Origin of the sequence: Amycolatopsis sp. NBC_01480, from assembly GCF_036227205.1 — a bacterium.
Classification (GTDB): domain Bacteria; phylum Actinomycetota; class Actinomycetes; order Mycobacteriales; family Pseudonocardiaceae; genus Amycolatopsis.
Genome location: NZ_CP109442.1, coordinates 5,236,341 through 5,253,045, shown reverse-complemented (window position 1 = coordinate 5,253,045; position 16,705 = coordinate 5,236,341). Strand labels below are relative to the sequence as shown.

14 protein-coding genes are annotated in these 16,705 nt (G+C 70.3%); 6 read left to right on the top strand and 8 right to left on the bottom strand.

Annotation, left to right across the window (positions count from 1 at the left end; genetic code table 11):
• Positions 1-55 precede the first annotated feature (55 nt).
• The 4 genes from OG371_RS25135 to OG371_RS25120 all read right to left on the bottom strand — a co-directional run bounded on the left by OG371_RS25135 (position 56) and on the right by OG371_RS25120 (position 4,106).
• The gene (locus tag OG371_RS25135) at positions 56-535 is read right to left on the bottom strand and encodes a cysteine dioxygenase (protein ID WP_329057554.1); all 480 of its coding nucleotides are present in this window, start codon (positions 533-535) and stop codon (positions 56-58) included.
• A 314-nt stretch (positions 536-849) separates the two neighbouring features.
• Positions 850-2,118, bottom strand: a complete 1,269-nt coding sequence (locus tag OG371_RS25130; protein ID WP_329057553.1) for an IS110 family transposase — start codon at positions 2,116-2,118, stop codon at positions 850-852.
• 258 nt (positions 2,119-2,376) lie between these two features.
• Positions 2,377-3,402 carry an NAD(P)H-dependent glycerol-3-phosphate dehydrogenase gene (locus OG371_RS25125; protein ID WP_329057551.1) on the bottom strand — a complete coding sequence of 342 codons (1,026 nt, stop codon included), beginning with the start codon at positions 3,400-3,402 and terminating at the stop codon, positions 2,377-2,379.
• A complete protein-coding gene (locus OG371_RS25120) occupies positions 3,402-4,106 on the bottom strand; it encodes a lysophospholipid acyltransferase family protein (RefSeq protein ID WP_329057550.1) in 705 nt (234 codons plus the stop codon). Before OG371_RS25120 ends, OG371_RS25125 begins: the two co-directional genes overlap by 1 nt.
• Before the next feature lie 111 nt (positions 4,107-4,217).
• On the opposite strand from OG371_RS25120, the gene cofC reads away from it, so the two are divergent.
• The 3 genes from cofC (at position 4,218) to OG371_RS25105 (ending at position 8,432) form a co-directional block, all read left to right on the top strand.
• Positions 4,218-4,850: a 2-phospho-L-lactate guanylyltransferase gene (gene cofC, locus OG371_RS25115; protein ID WP_329057549.1), complete on the top strand. Its 633-nt coding sequence runs from the start codon at positions 4,218-4,220 to the stop codon at positions 4,848-4,850.
• A 64-nt stretch (positions 4,851-4,914) separates the two neighbouring features.
• On the top strand, positions 4,915-7,482 hold the full coding sequence (locus OG371_RS25110; protein WP_442875980.1) for an RNA degradosome polyphosphate kinase: 2,568 nt from the start codon (positions 4,915-4,917) through the stop codon (positions 7,480-7,482).
• Entirely contained in the window at positions 7,479-8,432 is a 954-nt protein-coding gene (locus OG371_RS25105) for an NUDIX hydrolase (RefSeq protein WP_329057547.1), read from the top strand. The genes OG371_RS25110 and OG371_RS25105 overlap by 4 nt, the downstream gene beginning before the upstream one ends.
• 1,332 nt (positions 8,433-9,764) lie before the next feature.
• Here OG371_RS25105 and OG371_RS25100 read toward each other — a convergent pair.
• From OG371_RS25100 to leuC, 3 genes are all read right to left on the bottom strand, one after another.
• A complete protein-coding gene (locus OG371_RS25100; RefSeq protein ID WP_329057545.1) occupies positions 9,765-10,427 on the bottom strand; it encodes an HU family DNA-binding protein in 663 nt (220 codons plus the stop codon).
• Between the two features lie 251 nt (positions 10,428-10,678).
• Entirely contained in the window at positions 10,679-11,281 is a 603-nt protein-coding gene (gene leuD / locus OG371_RS25095) for a 3-isopropylmalate dehydratase small subunit (RefSeq protein ID WP_329057544.1), read from the bottom strand.
• 34 nt (positions 11,282-11,315) lie between these two features.
• Positions 11,316-12,749: a 3-isopropylmalate dehydratase large subunit gene (gene leuC / locus OG371_RS25090; RefSeq protein ID WP_329057543.1), complete on the bottom strand. Its 1,434-nt coding sequence runs from the start codon at positions 12,747-12,749 to the stop codon at positions 11,316-11,318.
• A gap of 144 nt (positions 12,750-12,893) precedes the next feature.
• Between leuC and OG371_RS25085 the strand changes: the two genes are divergently transcribed.
• On the top strand, positions 12,894-13,595 hold the full coding sequence (locus OG371_RS25085) for an IclR family transcriptional regulator (protein WP_177231881.1): 702 nt from the start codon (positions 12,894-12,896) through the stop codon (positions 13,593-13,595).
• 83 nt (positions 13,596-13,678) lie between these two features.
• Here OG371_RS25085 and OG371_RS25080 read toward each other — a convergent pair whose 3' ends face one another.
• Complete coding sequence (locus OG371_RS25080; RefSeq protein ID WP_329057541.1) at positions 13,679-14,002, bottom strand: nuclear transport factor 2 family protein; 324 nt, start codon at positions 14,000-14,002, stop codon at positions 13,679-13,681.
• A 219-nt stretch (positions 14,003-14,221) separates the two neighbouring features.
• Here OG371_RS25080 and OG371_RS25075 point away from each other — a divergent pair, with 219 nt between their 5' ends.
• Both OG371_RS25075 and OG371_RS25070 read left to right on the top strand, forming a co-directional pair.
• Positions 14,222-14,749, top strand: coding sequence for a hypothetical protein (locus OG371_RS25075; RefSeq protein ID WP_329057540.1), 528 nt, complete (start codon positions 14,222-14,224; stop codon positions 14,747-14,749).
• A gap of 411 nt (positions 14,750-15,160) precedes the next feature.
• Positions 15,161-15,850, top strand: a complete 690-nt coding sequence (locus OG371_RS25070; RefSeq protein WP_329057538.1) for an HU family DNA-binding protein — start codon at positions 15,161-15,163, stop codon at positions 15,848-15,850.
• Positions 15,851-16,705 lie beyond the last annotated feature (855 nt).

Here is a 16,705-nt window from a genome sequence, read left to right as displayed (position 1 = left end):
CCCTGTGGCAGCAAGGACTTCCGCCCCTGAAACCGGCTCCGGACCAGGCTCGGGATCAGTCCCGGACCGGGCCGCCCAACGGGTCCAGGTGGTACGGCCGCATGTCGCGGGGACCGTCGCGGTAGACGTGGATGCTGATGGCCGGGTCGGGCCCGTCGTTGCGGACCTCGTGGACGTACCCGGGCCCGAACACCCGCGACTGGCCCGCGGCGAGCGCGTGCACCTCGGTCACCGCGCGGCCGCCGGGAGCGCGGCGCGCGACCGTCTCGCTCAGCCGCCCCGAGACGACCGTGAACGCGCCGGTGGCGAAAACGTGGTCGTGCAGGTCGGTGTGCTGGCCGGGCAGCCAGCCGAGCAGCCAGATCTCCTGGCCGTCCTCGCGGGAGACGAGCGCGGAGAACCGCTCGTCGGGATCGTAGCGGAGCAGGCCGCCCCAGCGGTCCCGGTCGGCGGCCACCTCGAGGGCGACGCGGACGGGGTGGCGCAGGGCGGGGTTCTCGGGACGCAGCAGGGTGTTGTCCGGAACGGCGAACATGGAACTGTCCTCACAGAAGGAAAGAAGAGAAGAGCTGGGCCGGGGCGGGGTTCACCGACAACAGCGACACGAGGCGCCCATGACGGGGCGGAGGTCACAGGACCCCGGCCACACGGTCATCAGGCACATCGACATGCCGTACAGCGAACCAGCGCCACCGGCCCCGGTCAACCCGTCCCACCCCGTGGACCAGCCCCGCCCGGGAACCCGCTCGTGAGTGTTCATGACGGTTCTGACCCGAAAATGATGGTGACCGGGCGTGCGACAGCGCCCGGCGGAGCCGGGTGGGTTGTGGGGTGTGCTGGCCGGTGTGGTCAGGCGACGGGTTCGAGGGTGACGTGGTAGCCGAGTGCTTGGAGCTGGCGGATGTGGCCGGCTTTCTGGCGTTCGGTGCCGCGTTGCCGCTGGTAGAACTCCGCCCCGAGGTCCCGGTAGCGGGCCTCGGAGTCGGACAGCAGATGCCAGACGATCACCAGGATGGATCGCCCGACCGCGACGATCGCACGGTTGGTACCCCGCCGTCTCGCGATGCGCCGGTAACGTTCTCCGAGGAAGGTGTCCGTTCTGCCGACGACGACAGCGATCTCCCCGAGTACCGAGGCGAGGTAGCGGTTGCCGTGCCCGGTCGCGGAGCGGCCCTTGCGCCGACCCGCGGATTCCGACACTCCCGGCGCGAACTTCGCCCAGGAGCTCAGGTGCGCGGGGGTGGGGAACCGGGACATGTCCACACCGATCTCGGCGATGATCACCGAGGCCGCGGTGACACCCACGCCGATGATCTCATCGAGCCGGGCCACCGCCACCGCGAAAGGGGCCAGCGCCTGCTCGACCTCGGTCTCCACCGCCGTGAGGTCGGCGTCGATGCCGTCGATCCGGCGCAGCATCGTCGCCAGCAGGAACGCGTGGTGATCGGTGAACCGGCCGGTCAGCGCTTCCTCCAGGACCGGGATCTTGCGGCGCATTCCCGCCTTCGCCAGCTGCGCCAACTGCTGCGCGTTGCGTTGCCCGTCAATCAGCTGCGCCATCATCGCCCGCCCGGACACCCCGAAAATATCCGACGCGACCACCGAGAGTTTGATGCAGGCGTCTTCGAGCAGCTTCTCCACCCGGTTCTTCTCACTCGTGCGGGCCCGGACCAGATCACAGCGATAGCGGGTCAGGTCCCGCAACCGCCGAACTTCGGGCGGAGGCACGAAACTCGGGCGCAGCATCTGCCGCTCGGCGACCTTGCACAACCACACCGCGTCCAGCCGGTCGGTCTTGGGCCGCCCCGGCAGATGCTTCACATCACGGGCGTTGACCAGCCACACCTGCCGCCCCGGCCGCTCCAGCAGATAAAACACCGGCTTCCAGTAATCCGAGGTCGCCTCCATCACCACGCGGGTGACACCCAGCTCCGCGAGCCGGTCCGAGAGCAGCAGCAACGACCGCGTCATCGTCGAATACGGCCGCACCTCCTGCAACCGCCGACCCGGATGAACCCGATCAGGCACCCGCACACAACACATCACCTCGGCCTTGCCCACATCAATCGCCGCGACCCGCTCGATGATCTCCTCATGATCCTGCGCCTCGGCCAGCATCACACCCACCTCCCAGCAGCGTCCCCGGGACAACCAACGGCTGCCCGGGGAACCACCAGGGAAACACAGAATCTGATCCGCGTGCTCGAAGCAACAGTCAAAGGCCCACCACGCAGTTCCCAGCGCCCGACTAACCGACGGCCTCCACCACAACCAAAGAACCACGACGTCAACAGGCAGCCAACCACAATTTTCAGCCCACAAAGGCACGCCCGCAAGGGCGACCCCAACTAACCGGCATAAACACTCACGAGCAGTTCAGCTCCACTCGTGTTTCTGCGACCGTCCCAGCAGCTCGGCGCCGGCCTGGCGGGGGTCGACGCCCTCGTGGCAGACGCGGTGCATCGCGTCCGTGATGGGCATGTCGACGCCCAGTCCCTGGGCCAGCGCGCGGATAGACGAGCAGGACGCGACGCCCTCGGCGACCTGGCCGCCGGCCGCGGCCTGCGCCTGCTCCAGCGTGTCGCCCCGGCCCAGCCGTTCGCCGAACGTGCGGTTGCGCGAAAGCGGCGACGAGCAGGTCGCCACCAGGTCGCCGAGGCCGGCGAGGCCGGCGAACGTCAGCGGGTCCGCGCCGAGTTTCGCGCCGAGGCGCGCCATCTCCGCCAGCCCGCGGGTGATCAGCGTCGCCATCGTGTTGGCGCCCAGGCCCATGCCCGCGGCCATGCCGCAGCTGAGCGCGATCACGTTCTTGCCCGCCCCGCACAGCTCGGCGCCGACCACGTCGGTGTTGGTGTACGGCCGGAAGTACTGGTTGGAGCTGGCCCGCTGCACCGCCATCGCGCGCTCGTGGTCGGCGCACGCGAGCACCGCCGCGGCCGGCTGGGACGCGGCGACCTCCCGCGCCAGGTTCGGCCCCGAAACCACCACGATCTCGTCCGCGGGCACCTGCGCCAGCTCGGCGATGACCTCGCTCATCCGCTTCAGCGTGCCCAGTTCGACGCCCTTGGCCAGGCTCACCAGGATCGCCTCGCGCGGCAGCAGCGGCTGCCACGCGGTGAGGTTCGCGCGCAGGCTCTGGCTCGGCACGCCCAGCACAACGGCCTCGGCGCCGTCCAGCGCCGCCGCGGCGTCCGCCGTCGCCGTGATGCGCTCGGGCAGCCGGACCCCGGGCAGGTACGAGGAGTTCGCGTGCGCCGAGCGGATCTCCTCGGCGACGGACTCCCGGCGCGCCCAGACGGTCACGTCCCGGCCGGCGTCGCCGAGCACCTTCGCGAACGCGGTGCCCCACGAGCCGGCCCCCAGCACGGTGACCCGCTGGACGTCGGTGGCGAAGGCGGCCATCAGGCGCCGTCCTCCGGCTTCTTCGACGGCGGCTCCTCGTGCCGGATCTCCGCCAGCAGGCGGGTGATCTCGTCCATCATCAGCGCGGTCACCTCACGCAGCGTCGAGGCGCTGCGCGGGTTCGCGCCCGCGTAGGCCGACAGGTCGATCGGGTCGCCGACCAGATGCGTCACGGTCTTGCGCGGCAGCGGCGTGAACTTCTTCGTGTAGCCGTTGAAGATCTCGTTCGTGCCCCAGCGCGCGATCGGGATCACCGGGACGTCGTTCTGCAGCGCCAGCCGCGCGACGCCGGTGAACGCGTCCTTCGGCCAGCCCGCGGGGTCCTTGGTGATGGTGCCCTCGGGGTAGATGACGATGACCTTGCCCTCTTCCAGCGCCTCGTGCGCGGCCTTGAGGCTGTCGCCGGCCGCGCTCGAACCACGCGAAACCGGGATCTGCCCCGAGCCGTCCACGATCTTCCCGAGCACCGGGACGTGGCGCAGGCTCTCCTTGAGGAAGAACCGCGGGACCCGCTTGAGCCGGTGCACGAACACCGCGTCCACCACCGGGTCGAGGTGCGAGATGTGGTTCAGCACCAGCACCGCCGGGCCCTGGCGGGGCACCTTCTCCGCACCGATCTGCACCCGCTTGCCGATCGCCGTCAACGGGTAGAACACAGCGGCGGCCAGTCCCACCCAGAAGCCGCCCTTCTCACGCCGGGTCAATGTCTCCTCCTCGAGCTCGCACTCCTGCTGATCCTGCCGCGCGCCGGTTCACGCAGTCCAGGGAGGGTGTGCTCACCACGGGCGGCGGCGGTTTCGGGTAAAGATGGACGGGTGGACGTGGACCTGATCGTGCCGTTGAAGCACCCGCGCGAGGGCAAGTCGCGGCTGCGCGGCGCACTCGCCGACGAACGGCACCCCGACCTGGTACTGGCGCTGGCCTACGACACGCTGGCGGCGGTGGCGTCGGCCGCGCACGTGCGGCGGGTGCTGGTGGTCGCGGCCGACCCGGCGGCGGTGTCCGAATTGGCCGCGCTCGGCGCGGAGATCGTGCCCGAGCCGGAGGTGCCCGGCCTCAACGAGGCGCTGCGGCACGGCGAGGCGCTGCTGCGAGCGGCCTCACCCGGCGGGGTGATCGGCGCGTTGCAGGCCGACCTGCCCGCCCTGCGCCCGGCCGATCTGACCACGGCGCTGGGCGAAGCGGCGGGACGGCGCGCGTTCGTCGCCGATCGGCAAGGCACCGGCACGACGCTGCTGCTGTCGGCGCCCGGCGCACCGCTCGACCCGCGGTTCGGGGTCGGCTCCGCGGGCCTGCACACCCGCTCCGGAGCCACCCCGCTGGCCGGCGGGCTGGTCTCGCTGCGCAGCGACGTGGACACTCCCGACGACCTCGGGCACGCCTGTTCGCTCGGTGTCGGGGAACACACTGCCGCAGTGCTGGGGACGGCCTGCGTGCCGCTGGGCTGAGCTGTTCATTTGACCTTCACCGCGGTCTGCGCAATCGGTGGCTTTGTAGTGAACAATGGGCCCCGTGAGCACAGACGACGGCAGCACTCCAGCCCGTAGCGGCCAGCAGGCCCGGCGACGCGGGACCAGCCCGGCGAAGCCGGTCGCGAAGGACCCCGCTCCCCGCCGGAGCTCGGCCGCCCGGAAGACGGCCACCGGCCAGGCGGCCCCTAAGCCCGCGGCCGCGGTCCAGGGTTCGGCGAAGTCGACCGCCGCGCGCGCCACGGCAGCCAGAGCCGGTGTCTCCGCTGCGGCCCGCAAGACCGCCACGGACGCTTCCGCGTCGAAGAGCGAGCCCAAGAACACGCCGTCGAAGTCCGCCGCGCTCCGGGCTTCGGCCTCGAAGCCGGCGACGCCGAAGAGCCGCGCGTCGAAGAACACCGGCGCCAAGAACGCGTCCGGGAAGACCGCGCTCGCGAAGATCACCGCCCGCGCTACCGCGGCGAGTGCGGCCGCGAGGGAGGCCTCGGGCGAGGAGTTCCGCGCCGTGCCGTCCGCGCCGCCGGCCGTCACCTCGACCGTGCCGACCGCGGTGGAGACCCTGCCCGACGACCGGTACTTCAACCGGGAGCTCTCCTGGCAGGACTTCAACGCGCGGGTGCTCGCGCTGGCCGAGGACGAGTCGCAGGCCTTGCTCGAGCGGGCGAAGTTCCTGGCCATCTTCGCGTCCAATTTGGACGAGTTCTACATGGTCCGTGTGGCCGGCCTGAAGCGCCGCGACGAGACGGGCCTGCCGGTGCGCAGCGCGGACGGGCTCACCCCGCGCGAGCAGCTGGACTACATCGCCAAGCGCAACCAGGACCTGGTGGAGCGGCACACCGCCGCGTTCGAGGAGCACCTGCGCCCGGAGCTGGCGGAGCAGGACATCCGGATCGTCGGCTGGGCCGACCTCGCCGGGGCCGACCAGCTGCGGCTGTCCAGTTACTTCTCCGAGCAGATCTTCCCGGTGCTCACACCGCTGGCGGTCGACCCGGCGCACCCGTTCCCGTACATCTCCGGGCTGTCGCTGAACCTCGCCGTGACGGTGCGCGACCCGCAGGGCGGGACCGAGCGCTTCGCTCGCGTGAAGGTGCCCAGCAACGTGCCGCGGCTGATGCGGGTGGAGCAGGAGCGGACCAGCCGCACGGCGACGTTCCTGCCGCTCGAAGAGCTCATCGCCGCCCACCTCGGCGAGCTGTTCACCGGCATGGAGGTGCTGGAGCACCACATCTTCCGGGTCACCCGCAATGCCGACTTCGAGGTCGAAGAGGACCGCGACGAAGACCTCCTGCAGGCGCTGGAGCGCGAGCTGGCCCAGCGCCGGTTCGGCCCGCCGGTGCGGCTCGAGGTCGCGCAGGACATGAGCGAGCACATGCTCGAACTGCTGCTGCGCGAGCTGGAGGTGGACCCGGCCGACGTGGTCGAGGTGCCCGGCCTGCTCGACCTGACCTGCCTGTTCCAGCTGTCCGGTGTGGACCGCAAGGAGCTGAAGGACCGGCCGTTCGTGCCGGCGACGCACCCGGCGTTCGGCGAGCGCGAGACGCCCAAGAGCGTGTTCGCGACGCTGCGCGAGGGCGACGTGCTGGTGCACCACCCGTACGACTCGTTCTCCACGAGCGTGCAGCGCTTCATCGAGCAGGCGGCGGCCGACTCGAAGGTGCTGGCGATCAAGCAGACGCTGTACCGCACCTCGGGCGACTCCCCGATCGTCGACGCGCTGATCGACGCCGCTGAGGCCGGCAAGCAGGTCGTGGCGCTGGTGGAGATCAAGGCGCGCTTCGACGAGCAGGCCAACATCGCCTGGGCGCGCACGCTGGAGCGCGCGGGCGTGCACGTGGTGTACGGACTCGTCGGCCTGAAGACGCACTGCAAGGTGTCGATGGTGGTGCGGCAGGAAGGCGCCACCATCCGCCGCTACTGCCACATCGGCACCGGCAACTACAACCCGAAGACCGCGCGCCTGTACGAAGACCTCGGCCTGCTCACGGCCGACCCGAGTGTCGGCGCGGACATCACCGACCTGTTCAACGTCCTCACCGGCTACTCGCGCCAGGACACCTACCGGACGCTGCTCACGTCGCCGCACGGCATCCGCCGCGGCATCGTGCGCGCGATCGGCGAGGAGATCGAGCTGGCGCGCGCCGGGCAGCGGGCCGGGATCCGGATCAAGTGCAACTCGCTCGTCGACGAGCAGGTGATCGACGCGCTGTACCACGCGTCGCAGGCCGGGGTGCAGGTCGACGTGGTGGTGCGCGGGATCTGCGCGCTGAAGCCGGGAGTGCCGGGGCTGAGCGAGAACATCCGCGTCCGGTCGATCCTCGGCCGGTTCCTGGAGCACTCGCGGGTGTTCCACTTCCGCGCCGGCGGCACGCACTGGATCGGCAGCGCGGACATGATGCACCGCAACCTGGACCGGCGGATCGAGGCGCTGGTGCGGGTCAAGGACCCGAAGCTGACGCAGCAGCTGGACGCGGTGCTCGACTCGGCGCTCGACCCGACCACGCGCTGCTGGGTGCTTTCGGCCACCGGCGAGTGGCAGCCGTTCCCCGCCGCGGGCTCGCAGGTTCGCGACCACCAGACCGAACTGGCGAAGCTGCACGGGGCCGCCGGATGAGCCCGGACGTACGGGCGGCCGGCGCCGTGCTGTGGCGCGGCGCCGGTGACGCGTTCGAGGTGGCGCTGGTCCACCGTCCGCGGTACGACGACTGGTCGCTGCCCAAGGGCAAGGTCGACCCCGGCGAGACGATCGCCGCCACCGCCGTCCGCGAGATCCGTGAGGAGACGGGTTTTCGCGCCGTGCTGGGCCGGTACGTCGCGCAGACCGCGTACGACGTGCCCGCCCGCCACGGCGACGGGGTGCTGAAAAAGACGGTCGACTATTTCAGCGGCGAAGCCGTGTCCGGCTCCTTCGAGGCCAACGACGAGGTCGACGAGCTGCGCTGGCTCGACCCGTCGGCGGCGGAGCGGTTGCTGACGCGGGACACCGACGTCCGGGTGCTGCGGGAGTTCTGCGCGCTGCCGCCGTCGTCGATCACCGTGTTGCTGGTGCGCCACGCGAAGGCGGGCAAGCGCGAGGACTGGACCGGCGACGACGACCTGCGCCCGCTGTCCGACGCCGGGCACCGCCAGGCCGAAGCCCTGCGCGCGCTGGTGCCGCTGTTCGGCGCGGACCGCGTGCTGTCCGCGCCGCGGCTGCGCTGCGTGCAAACGGTGGCCGGCGTCGCGGAGGACCTCGGCGTCGAGGTGCGGCACGAGCACCTGCTGTCGGAAGAGGGTTATTGGCCCGACCCGGTCCTCGGGATCGCCCGCCTGCTCGCCATCGCGGGCGACGGCGGCACTCCCCTGGTGAGCAGCCAGGGCGGGGTGATCCCGGACCTGATCAGCGCACTGGCCGACCGCGACGGCATCGAGCTGACCGCTTCCCGCGGCGGCGTGGTGCCCAGCAAAAAGGGCTCGCTGTGGGTGCTGACGTTCCGCCCGCCGTCCGGCAGCACCGGCCCGGAACTGATGAGCGCCGACTATTACCCGAGCGCCCTGCCTTCCCCGGCGCCGTCGCACTCCTGACCGGAAACGTACGTTCCTCCATTGTGGAGGCGCTGCGATTCGATGCTGGTGAAGATCGGCAATAACGCAAACGCCTCTCCCGGGCACCTTTGCGGGCCGACGGATTTAGTCCGGGGAATTCGATCGAGGTCCGCGCTTGACTGCGTGCCTCGCTCTTGCACCCCGCTTGTTGCGGCCCGCTGTTGCGCCTCGCGAGTTGTTGTCCACTGCCACCTGCCGATCGCTGCGCCACTCGGGGGACGGCGTCGCCTCGGCCTCCCAGCCAGGACGGCCGCTGAGCGACGTTGTCCCCGCGCACCCTCTCCTGGGACCATCCGCCGAACCACGGCTCGCTGGCGGGCTTCCAGCCCGCAGCAGCGCACCGTCCCGAACGCAGCGACCGCCGCCGAACACCCAGCCACAGACACCTGACGTGACCCTCACTCGTCCGACCGGGTGGCCACGATCCCACCACTGGAGGGGACTTTCCCGGCCAGGCCACAGGGAGTACGACTCCACGGACACCGCGACCAGCTCACGACGGCCAACTCTCAGCAGCATCTGCCCCCGCAGCTTGGCGGCTCGCCGCGCAAAGAACTCCTTACCAGCTATACCAATCGGCCGACCCCAGGGCCCAGACCGAAGCGCGCAGCCCGAAGCCCCAACGCGAACCCCACCCCCAGCAGCCGGTCCCCAGCCCGGCTACAAGGCCCAGACCCCGGCGGCCGCCAGCCACAAACCCAAGGCCCGCCAGTGTCCGCGCGCCCGAGCCCAAGGCCCAGCCTGGCAACCGCACGCCCAATGCCCGCAGTGGTCAGTCAGAACCCAAGGCCCAAGCCGCCGGCAACAAACCCAAAGCCCCACCAACGTCCGCCAGCCAAGGCCCAGGGGCCAGACCGCCGGCCGCGAATCCCAAGGCCTACGCCACGGTAGCCAGTCACCCGCGACAGCGGTGGCCAGTCGGAAACCCTATGTCCGCGCCAGCAGTGACCACTCACAAACCCCTGGCCCCACCAGCCAGACCTCAAGACTCAAACCACCAGCCGCCAATCACTGACCCGTAGCCGAAATCCCCAGTCGACCAGCAACAAACCCACGGCCAAAACCACCGGCCGCCGGCCGCAAGCCCGAAGCCAACAGCGGCCAGCCGCAAACCCCTAACCCAAGCAAGCGCCCGGCCGGCCCGAAAACCCGCCTCCCAGCCACCTTCCGCCCCACCAGCCCACCCCACCCCACCGAAATGCCCTGTCACACAGCCGATTCACAGAACCGGCCCCGAACATGCGGCAGGGCCCCACCCGTGGTTCGGGTGGGGCCCTGCCGTTGCTCGCCTCGAGAGGTGGCTACAACTGCCTACTTCTTCTTCGCAGCGGAGGTGCGCTTGGCCGGAGCCTTGGCGGCGGGCTTCTTGGCCGCGGTGGTCTTCGCGGCAGTCGCCCTCGCGGCCGGCTTGGCAGCGGCCTTCGTCGCGGTCGCCTTGGCGGCCGGCTTCGCTGCGGTGGCGCGGGTCCGCGTGGTCGTCTTCGCCGCGGTCGCCTTGGCGGCCGTCGCGCGGGCGGCCGGCTTCGCGGCCGTCTTGGTGGCGGTGGCCTTGGCGGCGGGCTTCGCCGCGGTGGCACGGGTCCGCGTGGTCGCCGGGCGGGTGGCGGCCGCACGCGTCGTCGCCGCTGCACGCGTGGTGGTGGCGCGGGCGGGGGTGGCGGTGGCGCGTTTGACGGCGGTGGCCTTGGGCAGCTTTTTGGTGCCCGAGATGACGTCCTTGAAGGTGGTGCCGGCGCGGAAGGCGGGCACGTTGGTCTTCTTCACCTTCACGGTCTCACCGGTGCGCGGGTTCCGTGCGGTGCGGGCGGCGCGGGCACGCTTCTCGAACACACCGAACCCGGTGATGTTCACCTTCTCGCCCTTGTTGACCGTCCGGATGATGATGTCGACGAGACCGTCGACGGCCTCCGAAGCAACCTTTTTGTCGCCCAGACGCTCCGACAGCGCCTCGATCAGCTGGGCCTTGTTGGCCATTCCAGTCCTCCAAGAAGAACTCTTCGTCCACGGCCACGTCGGCCGACTAGCGCACACGGTATTACCAACGCAGCACAAATTCCAAACGGCGCGCGGAAATTTCCCTTGCATCGGGGGTGGTTCCGCCTCCGGAGGGACCCGTTCGGGTCCGCTGGGAGGTGCCGTTCGGCGTGGTTTCGAAGGTTTCAACGGACCTGGTGCGGGGGCACGGATTCCGAGCTCGGCAACGGAAACCGTGCCCCTGACCAGGGCTAGGAGGCCGCGATCGGGACGGTCACGGGCTTCCAGGACGGGCGGGCGGACTCGAACTCGGTGATCTCTTCCGCGTGCCGGAGGGTGAGGGCGATGTCGTCCAGTCCTTCGAGCAGCCGCCACCGGACGTAGTCGTCGATCTCGAACGGCGCGGTGAAGTCCTTGGCTCGCACGGTCTTGGTCTCCAGGTCGACCGTGACCTCCGTGCCGGGCTCGTTCTCGAGCAGCTTCCACAGCAGCTCGACATCCGACTGCTGGCACTGCGCGGCCACCAGCCCGCCCTTGCCGGAGTTGCCCCGGAAGATGTCGGCGAAGCGGGCGGAGATGACGGCGCGGAAGCCGTAGTCCATCAGCGCCCACACGGCGTGCTCACGCGAGGAGCCGGTGCCGAAGTCGGGGCCGGCGACCAGGACGCTGCCCCGGTCGAACGGCTCCTGGTTGAGGATGAAGTCCTCCTGGCCGCGCCAGGCGGCGAACAGGCCGTCCTCGAAGCCGGTGCGGGTCACGCGCTTGAGGTACACGGCCGGGATGATCTGGTCAGTGTCCACGTTGGACCGGCGCAGCGGGACCCCGACGCCGGTGTGCTGGGTGAACGGTTCCATGGTGGGAGCTCCTTGTCTCGGGCGTCAGGGGGTCTCAGACGGTGGCGGGGACCAGGTCGTCGGGGGAGGAGAGCGTCCCCCGGACGGCCGTGGCCGCGGCCACGAGCGGCGACACCAGGTGCGTGCGCCCGCCCTTGCCCTGCCGGCCCTCGAAGTTGCGGTTGGAGGTCGACGCGCTGCGCTCGCCGGGGGCGAGCTGGTCCGGGTTCATGCCGAGGCACATCGAGCAGCCCGCCTGCCGCCACTCGGCGCCGGCCGCGGTGAAGACCTCGTCCAGGCCCTCCTCCTCGGCGGCCTTGCGCACGCGCATCGAGCCGGGCACCACGAGCATCCGGACCGAGCCGGCCACCTTGCGCCCGCGCAGCACCTCCGCCGCGGCCCGCAGGTCCTCGATCCGGCCGTTGGTGCACGAGCCGAGGAAGACCGTGTCCACGGTCACCTCACGCAGCGGCATGCCGGGCTTCAGGTCCATATAGGACAGGGCCTTCTCGGCCGCGAACCGCTCGTTCTCGTCGGCGATGGCGGCCGGGTCGGGCACGTTCGCGCCCAGCGGCAGGCCCTGGCCGGGGTTGGTGCCCCAGGTCACGAACGGGGTCAGCTCGTCGGCGTCGAGGTGCACCTCGGCGTCGAACTCGGCGCCGTCGTCGGTGCGCAGCTCGCGCCAGTTCGCCACCGCGGCGTCCCAGTCCGCGCCCTGCGGGGCGTGCGGACGGCCCTTCAGGTAAGCGAACGTCGTCTCGTCCGGGGCGATCATGCCGGCGCGCGCGCCCGCCTCGATCGACATGTTGCACACGGTCATGCGGGCTTCCATCGAGAGCGCCTCGATGGCCTTGCCGCGGTACTCGAGCACGTAGCCCTGCCCGCCGCCGGTGCCGATCTTGGCGATCACGGCGAGGATCACGTCCTTGGCCGTGACGCCGGGGCGCAGCGTGCCGTCGACGGTGATCGACATCGTCTTGAATGGACGGAGCGGCAGGGTCTGGGTGGCGAGCACGTGCTCGACCTCCGAGGTGCCGATGCCGAACGCCATCGCGCCGAACGCGCCGTGGGTGGAGGTGTGGCTGTCGCCGCAGACCACGGTGGTGCCGGGCTGGGTGAGGCCGAGCTGCGGGCCGATGACGTGCACGATGCCCTGCTCCGCGTCACCCATCGGGTGCAGCCGGACACCGAACTCCTTGCAGTTGCGGCGAAGGGTGTCGACCTGGGTCCGCGAAACCGGATCGGCGATCGGCAGGTCGATGTCCACCGTCGGGACGTTGTGGTCCTCGGTCGCGATCGTGAGGTCGGGACGGCGCACCGGGCGCCCGGCCAGGCGCAGGCCGTCGAACGCCTGCGGGCTGGTCACTTCGTGCACCAGGTGGAGGTCGATGTAGAGCAGGTCCGGCTCGGCGCCTTCGCCTCGGCGCACGAGGTGGCTTTCCCACACCTTCTCCGCCAGCGTACGGGCCTTGCCGGTCGGGCTGGTCATCTCCGGCTCCTTCCAATGGGGTCGGCGGGAGCAAGGAACTCGGGCGACGCGGCGAAGACGTGGCGAGCCACGTCACACGCGCAGCTCGAGTTCGTTTTTCCCAGATTCTGGACTTCCCAAAGTGCGGGAAGTTAGTATCGAGTCGTGGGACAGCATAGCGGTATCGGAGTACTGGACAAAGCCGTGGCGGTGTTGCAGGCCGTGGCCGAAGACCCCTGTGGGCTAGCGGAACTGTGCACCCGCACGGGGTTGCCGAGAGCGACAGCGCACCGCCTCGCGGTGGGCCTTGAGGTGCATCGCCTGCTGCGCAGGGGTCCGGACGGCCGTTGGCGGCCGGGCACCGCGCTCGCGGAACTGGCGGGCGGTTCGACCGACCCCCTGCTCGACGCGGCGGGTTCGGTGCTGCCCAAGCTCCGGGACATCACCGGCGAAAGCGTGCAGCTGTACCGGCGTGACGGCGTTCAGCGGGTGTGCGTCTCGACGGCCGAGCCGCCGAGTGGCCTGCGCGACACCGTCCCGATCGGCTCCCGGCTGCCGATGACGGCCGGCTCCGGCGCGAAGGTCCTTGCGGCGTGGTCGGATCCGCACACCCAGCGCACGATCCTGGCCGACGCCGTCTACGGCGAGCGCACGCTGCTGGAGGTCCGCCGGCGCGGCTGGGCGCAGAGCGTCGCCGAACGGGAACCGGGTGTGGCGAGCGTTTCGGCGCCGGTGCGCGATTCGTCCGGGACCGTGGTGGCCGCGGTCTCGGTTTCCGGTCCGGTCGAACGGATCGGCCGCAAGCCGGGCGCCCGCTGGGCCGCCGACCTCCTCGCGGCCGCCGACGCGCTGCAAGAGCGCCTCTGAACCCGCTACCCTCCCACCACGTCCGAACCCGGCCGTCTCCCCTTGCCGAAGGGGAGACGGCCTTTGTTTTCAGATGTGCCCGGTCAGGCCTGCCCGGTCTCGAAGCGCGCGATCTTCCCGTCGCGCACCACGAAGTGCCAGCGGGTGCGCATGCCGCCCCAGGTGGCGTTGGAGTAGGTCGTCACGAACGACCGGCCGCCCTCGGCCACGGACTCCAGCGAATCCGTGTCGAGATGGCCCTGGGAGCTGAAGATCTCGCGCTCGGTCCAGTCTTCGAGGTCCCGTTCCGTGCCGTCGTCGGACATCGCGGCGTCGTCGGTGAGCGCGGCGCGGAACGCCGTCCGGTCACCCGAGTTCAGCGCAGTCACGAAGGCCAGCACGGCGGGGTCGGTCAGTTTCTCGCTCATGCGCGCATTTCACCAGCGCACGCGGGGACCGGCAACCGCGCGGGGATTGCACGGCGCCGTCTGCCGTTGCGCCGAGCGGGTGAACGACAGGACGTCCGACTCCGGTGGCGGTCACCAAAACCGGCCGCGCTTGTCCACCAGCGCGAGACGGACGCCGGCGGGAAGCTTCCGCGGCGGTGACCCCCGCCCGCGCACGATCTCCGGTGGACGGACCCCACGATGACCTTGACCGAACTCGTCCAGGATGCGCGCCGCGCCACCACCGCGCCGGACCCGATCGCCGCCCTGCGCCGGCTCCAGGAACTCGTCGCGGACTCGGCGGGCGACGTCCTGTCGTGGCTGCCCGGCGGCGGTTCGGACGAGCAGGTGCTCTACGCGGAGCCGGCGCCGACCTTGCTGCGCGTCGAAATCCCGCCCCGCACCGAGTACCCGCCGCACGATCACCTGATCCCCGCGTGCGTCGCCGTCCTCCATGGCCGAGAGACGAACACCTTCTACCGCGCCGAGGGCCCTGCCGTCATCCCCGTCGCGGAGATCGAAACCGCCGCGGGCGGCGTGCTGCCGATGGACGAGCACGTGATCCACGCGGTCGGCAACCGGACCGCCGGACGCTCCATCGCGCTGCACCTGTACCTGGGTGATTTGTTCGAACTGTCACGCAAGATCTGGGACCTGCGGACCGACACCTGCGCGGCCTACACCGACGAGCGGTACTTCGCGCTCTCCCACATCACCGAGCCGGTCTGATCGTCCTCAGTGGACGCCCCCGGTTTTGCTCGACCGCCGACCGCACGCGCCTCGCTCCGGTCGCCGTCGGGTTGCCGGAGCGACCCCTCGGCGCCGTTCCCGCAAGGCCGACACGCGGACAGTCGCAAACCCGGTCGGCCGATCGCCGAACAGTCGTTTGTGGACCACGGTATTTCACTCACGGGCACAGGACTTCCGGCGAAACCGCTGATAGAAGCCCTTTTGCCGTCGGCAATCGAACAGGAGAGCGAATATCCGGAGGCCGTCACAAGCCACTCCGGAGACCCCGGATTGCCTTGGGTACAAGGAAACTCGAAGGGTCCCGTTTGGACTTTGCAACGTCATGGGTAATACTGTATTGAGGTTCGGCCGACGTGGCCGTGGACGAAGAGTTCTTCTTGGAGGACTGGAATGGCCAACAAGGCCCAGCTGATCGAGGCGCTGTCGGAGCGTCTGGGCGACAAAAAGGTTGCTTCGGAGGCCGTCGACGGTCTCGTCGACATCATCATCCGGACGGTCAACAAGGGCGAGAAGGTGAACATCACCGGGTTCGGTGTGTTCGAGAAGCGTGCCCGCGCCGCCCGCACCGCACGGAACCCGCGCACCGGTGAGACCGTGAAGGTGAAGAAGACCAACGTGCCCGCCTTCCGCGCCGGCACCACCTTCAAGGACGTCATCTCGGGCACCAAAAAGCTGCCCAAGGCCACCGCCGTCAAACGCGCCACCGCCACCCCCGCCCGCGCCACCACCACGCGTGCGACGGCAACCCGCGCGACGGCCTCCCGCCCGGCGACCACCCGCGCCACCACCACGCGGACCCGCGCCACGGCAGCGAAGCCCGCCGCGAAGGCCACGGCCACCAAGGCCCCCGCGACGAAGGCGAGGGCCACCAAGGCCACCGCCAAGCCCGCCGCGAAGGCAACTGCGGCCAAGGCCACCACCACCCGCGCCAAGGCCGCCGCGAAGCCGGCCGCCAAGGCCACCGCAACGAAGGCCGCCGCCAAGCCGGCCGCGAAGGCGACCGCCGCGAAGACCACCGCGGCCAAGAAGCCCGCCGCCAAGGCCCCGGCCAAGCGCACCTCCGCTGCGAAGAAGAAGTAACCCTCTCCCACTGGCGAGGATTTTCACCAGGCAGGGCCCCAACCACGGCGTGGTTGGGGCCCTGCCTGTTTCTCTCCTGCTTGTCTGCCAGCCTGCTTGCCTTCCCAGCCAGCTGGTTGCCGTCCCCGCCAGCTGGTTGCCGAGCCCGCCAGGCTGGTCGCCTTGCGCACCCAGCATGCTTGTCCGCCCAGCCGGCTCTTGCCCGCCTGCCTGGTTGGTTGGCCCGCTTGCTGCCTTGCCTGCCCCGGTTACCTAGGCAGCTTGCTTGCCCACCTCGCTCGTGCCCGGCCAGCCCGCTTACCACCTGACTGCCTTCTTTGCCCTGCTGCCTTGTTTGCTGCCACCTTGTCCGCCCGGCCGCCTTGCCCGCGTGGCTCCCGCTTGCCTCGTCAGCTTTGTTTGCCGCCTTGCCCGCTTGGTCACCTTGTTTGCTTGCCCTGGCAGCCTGCTTGCCACCCGGCCGGCCGGGCTACCTTGCCCGATGGAAGCCAGTCCACTCAGTTGCCTTGCCCGCCCTGTTGCCGCGTCTGCCAGTCGCCTTCCCTGCATATCTGACTGCCTGGTCGTCCCCCTGGCTGCTTCCGTCCCCACGCCTGCTGTCCGCCGGTCGAGATGCCGCCAGTCGACCCTCCGTTTCGCTTTACTGCCACTAAACGGCCGATCCAGAAGACATCTCCCGCCAGGCCAACCGGCATGAAGGCAGTACCTCGGCGCCCACCAGTCGCATGTAGACGCGACAACTTCGACCACACCGACCCGCGGCCGTCAGGCAGGGCCACAGAACCCGCAGTGCCCGCCAAACAAGAACCGCGGTCTCGGGCACGCCCCAGAACAAGCCACCGCCCAAACTGCGAC

Excerpts from the sequence above, each read along its gene's own strand:
- OG371_RS25135 (WP_329057554.1), bottom strand. The coding sequence starts at position 535 with ATGTTCGCCGTTCCGGACAACACCCTGCTGCGTCCCGAGAACCCCGCC.
- OG371_RS25130 (WP_329057553.1), bottom strand. The coding sequence starts at position 2,118 with ATGCTGGCCGAGGCGCAGGATCATGAGGAGATCATCGAGCGGGTCGCG.
- OG371_RS25125 (WP_329057551.1), bottom strand. The coding sequence starts at position 3,402 with ATGGCCGCCTTCGCCACCGACGTCCAGCGGGTCACCGTGCTGGGGGCC.
- OG371_RS25105 (WP_329057547.1), top strand. The coding sequence starts at position 7,479 with ATGAGCCCGGACGTACGGGCGGCCGGCGCCGTGCTGTGGCGCGGCGCC.
- OG371_RS25100 (WP_329057545.1), bottom strand. The coding sequence starts at position 10,427 with ATGGCCAACAAGGCCCAGCTGATCGAGGCGCTGTCGGAGCGTCTGGGC.
- leuD (WP_329057544.1), bottom strand. The coding sequence starts at position 11,281 with ATGGAACCGTTCACCCAGCACACCGGCGTCGGGGTCCCGCTGCGCCGG.
- leuC (WP_329057543.1), bottom strand. The coding sequence starts at position 12,749 with ATGACCAGCCCGACCGGCAAGGCCCGTACGCTGGCGGAGAAGGTGTGG.
- OG371_RS25080 (WP_329057541.1), bottom strand. The coding sequence starts at position 14,002 with ATGAGCGAGAAACTGACCGACCCCGCCGTGCTGGCCTTCGTGACTGCG.
- OG371_RS25075 (WP_329057540.1), top strand. The coding sequence starts at position 14,222 with ATGACCTTGACCGAACTCGTCCAGGATGCGCGCCGCGCCACCACCGCG.
- OG371_RS25070 (WP_329057538.1), top strand. The coding sequence starts at position 15,161 with ATGGCCAACAAGGCCCAGCTGATCGAGGCGCTGTCGGAGCGTCTGGGC.